This is a genomic window from Gordonia sp. (in: high G+C Gram-positive bacteria) (genome assembly GCF_049299075.1).
In the GTDB taxonomy this organism is placed as follows: domain Bacteria; phylum Actinomycetota; class Actinomycetes; order Mycobacteriales; family Mycobacteriaceae; genus Gordonia.
This window is the reverse complement of the sequence record NZ_JBAQWU010000210.1, coordinates 1-2,105: the sequence shown is the minus strand read 5'-3', so window position 1 is coordinate 2,105 and position 2,105 is coordinate 1. Positions and strand designations below refer to the sequence as shown.

The 2,105-nt window shown below is 63.8% G+C and carries 3 protein-coding genes; 1 reads left to right on the top strand and 2 read right to left on the bottom strand.

Annotation, left to right across the window (positions count from 1 at the left end; translation table 11 throughout):
* Positions 1 to 88 precede the first annotated feature (88 nt).
* Both WAW85_RS06600 and WAW85_RS06595 read right to left on the bottom strand, forming a co-directional pair.
* The gene (locus WAW85_RS06600) at positions 89 to 574 is read right to left on the bottom strand and encodes a TspO/MBR family protein (RefSeq protein ID WP_422558835.1); all 486 of its coding nucleotides are present in this window, start codon (positions 572 to 574) and stop codon (positions 89 to 91) included.
* A gap of 56 nt (positions 575 to 630) precedes the next feature.
* Entirely contained in the window at positions 631 to 1,233 is a 603-nt protein-coding gene (locus WAW85_RS06595) for an SOUL family heme-binding protein (protein ID WP_422558834.1), read from the bottom strand.
* Positions 1,234 to 1,485: 252 nt separating this feature from the next.
* Between WAW85_RS06595 and WAW85_RS06590 the strand changes: the two genes are divergently transcribed.
* Complete coding sequence (locus tag WAW85_RS06590; RefSeq protein ID WP_422558833.1) at positions 1,486 to 2,070, top strand: fasciclin domain-containing protein; 585 nt, start codon at positions 1,486 to 1,488, stop codon at positions 2,068 to 2,070.
* Positions 2,071 to 2,105 lie beyond the last annotated feature (35 nt).

Genomic DNA, 2,105 nt, shown 5'->3' with positions numbered 1-2,105 from the left:
GGGTTCACCCGATGACACCGACGAAGTGGTTGCGCCAGGCTGAGGTGGACGAGGGCGCCAAGCCCGGCACGACTACCTTGCTCTGTCATCAGTGTCGGTTGATCCACCAGATATGCGTTGACAACACCGTGGCGAATGCACACCAGGCGGGGTAAGCCGCCAGCGGCGCAGCGCGCCGTTGTCGCACCGCAACGGCGCGGCGGGTCAGGTCGACGCTGCTGGCGGTAAGCACTCCGGCGGTCAGCGCAGCGAGCCCGAGACGGTGACGGTTGAAGAACACCCACGACCAGCTTGCGTTGAGACCCAAATTGAGCGCGAGTGCGGCGCAGAATCGTCGCGCCGTGTCATCGTGGCTGCCATCGGCCAGGCGGTCAATCGTGTCGGCGGCGACCAGTGCGATGTCCCCGTAAAGTAATGGCCAGACGATGGGAAACGCCTGCCGCGGCGGCTGGTAGCTCGGCTTGCGCAGGCGCACGTACCACTGCGAGTCGACTTCGCGGCCGGAAGCTGCGCCTCCAGCGAGGCTGGTCGCCGCCACTGCAGCCGCAGTCACGCCAATAGTCTTCATGCGCATAGTATTTCGCTCCTTGAGTATTGAGTAGACGCATTTCCCATCGCATGCGAGCACCATCAAGTTTCGACGGGGATCGCGATCTCGTTGCGGCGCCGACACGGGAGCGTCCACGGCGGATCGTAAAACCACGCGGTAGATTCGCCGACGGCCACGAATCCGTAGTCGCGCAGTATTTCGCGCAGGCGACGGGTGTGCTCAGCCACCCTGTCGGGACCGCGGTCGCCGCTGAAGCGCAGCACCGCAACCGTTTCGGGTGCCACCGCGACCAGCGCAACGCGCTCGTCATCGGGCGTCGGCAAGGAGTGCAACGTCCACCCGGGTGGCATGTAGAACCGAATCATCCAGCTCTGATTCTCACTGATCTGCTGCGCCACCGGTGCCGTCATAGCGATCTTCTGGCCACCATCTCCGGTCGCCCGCTGGCCTACGGGCGCGGTCATGGCGATCCGGTCGGATTGGTGGTTGGCGCCGAAGATATAGCCAGCCAGCCGCCGGAAGCCCGCACTGCGGGCCGCTTCCTCGTCCGCAACCACCGCCGTCTGGGCCGCTATACGTGGCCCGTACTGGCGAATCTCTACTCCGTCGGCCAACGACTGCACGCTGTGCGAGGGCTCCTCGACGCCGACCCGAATCCCCACCGTCGACGCGACGGTCCCCACGACCTGGCTCGCAGTCGTTCGCAACTGAGTCAACAAGGCGTAGTCCTTCCAGTTCCGTTAGCTGGACATCGGGTTCAGTGGTGATTCGGAGCCGTGGCCGCCTCGGATGGCCCGTTGAGCCCGATTTGACGCAGCACTTGCTCGATTTTTCAGTTGGTGTACCCATCCAACGACGGAACGGGACCGAATAACTGCTGTCCGAACAAGTCCTTGGCGGCATCACGTCGCTGAAGCACGAAGGGAAACACGCTCATGAAGATCGCCACACGCGCGGCCGCGTCGGCGGCAGCCGTCGGTATTGCGGCATCGGGGATGCTCGCACTGGCGGTAGGTACTGCGACCGCCGACCCAGTGGGCCCCGGTTGCGCCGAGTACGCCCGCCAGGTGCCTTCGGGTCCCGGTTCAGTGATGGGTATGGCCGCTGACCCGGTGACTGTCGCCGCGGCGAACAACCCGATGTTGAAGACGTTGACCGCGGCGTTGTCTGGCAAGCTCAATCCGAATGTCAACCTGGTCGACACACTCAACGGCGGACAGTTCACGGTCTTCGCGCCGACCGACGACGCGTTCGCCAAGATCCCGTCGGCCACCATCGATTCTCTGAAGACCGATTCGGCGACGTTGACAAGCATTCTCACCTATCACGTGGTCCCGAACCGGGTCGATCCCGCCAACGTGGTGGGCACTCACAAGACGGTGCAAGGTGGAACCGTGACGGTCACCGGAACGCCGGAGGGGTTGAAGGTCAACGACGCATCGGTGATCTGCGGTGGAGTCAACACCGCCAACGCGACGGTGTATTTGATTGACACGGTTTTGATGCCACCCGCTCACTGACGCAACACGGGATCGATGCGGGGAAACCACAGTAG